Raw genomic sequence first — 278 nt, forward strand, 5'->3', positions numbered from 1 at the left:
TCAGCAACAGAGGCGCGGTGTCGGCCTCTGTTGTGCCATTTTTAGCGGCAAATTTTGTCGCCATGTTCCGCCTGGCTCCGGAGAGAACCTTTGTGAACGATGCCATTCCCCGTCCTCAAAATAAAACCGCAAAGGCGTTAACGCCACTGCTGGAAATTCGCAATCTGACCAAATCCTTTGACGGGCAACACGCCGTGGATGATGTCAGCCTGACTATTTATAAAGGTGAGATCTTTGCCCTGCTGGGCGCATCGGGCTGTGGTAAATCAACGCTGCTG

At 52.5% G+C, this 278-nt stretch carries 1 protein-coding gene; it reads left to right on the forward strand.

Annotation, left to right across the window (positions count from 1 at the left end; all coding sequences use genetic code 11):
* Positions 1 to 62 precede the first annotated feature (62 nt).
* Positions 63 to 278 (forward strand): ATP-binding cassette domain-containing protein (locus tag SB765_RS29255; protein WP_410932438.1); only part of this gene is annotated, 216 nt, incomplete at its 3' end.

It is taken from the genome of Pseudomonas sp. SIMBA_067 (assembly GCF_046534675.1).
GTDB classification, from domain to species: Bacteria; Pseudomonadota; Gammaproteobacteria; order Pseudomonadales; family Pseudomonadaceae; genus Aquipseudomonas; species Aquipseudomonas putida.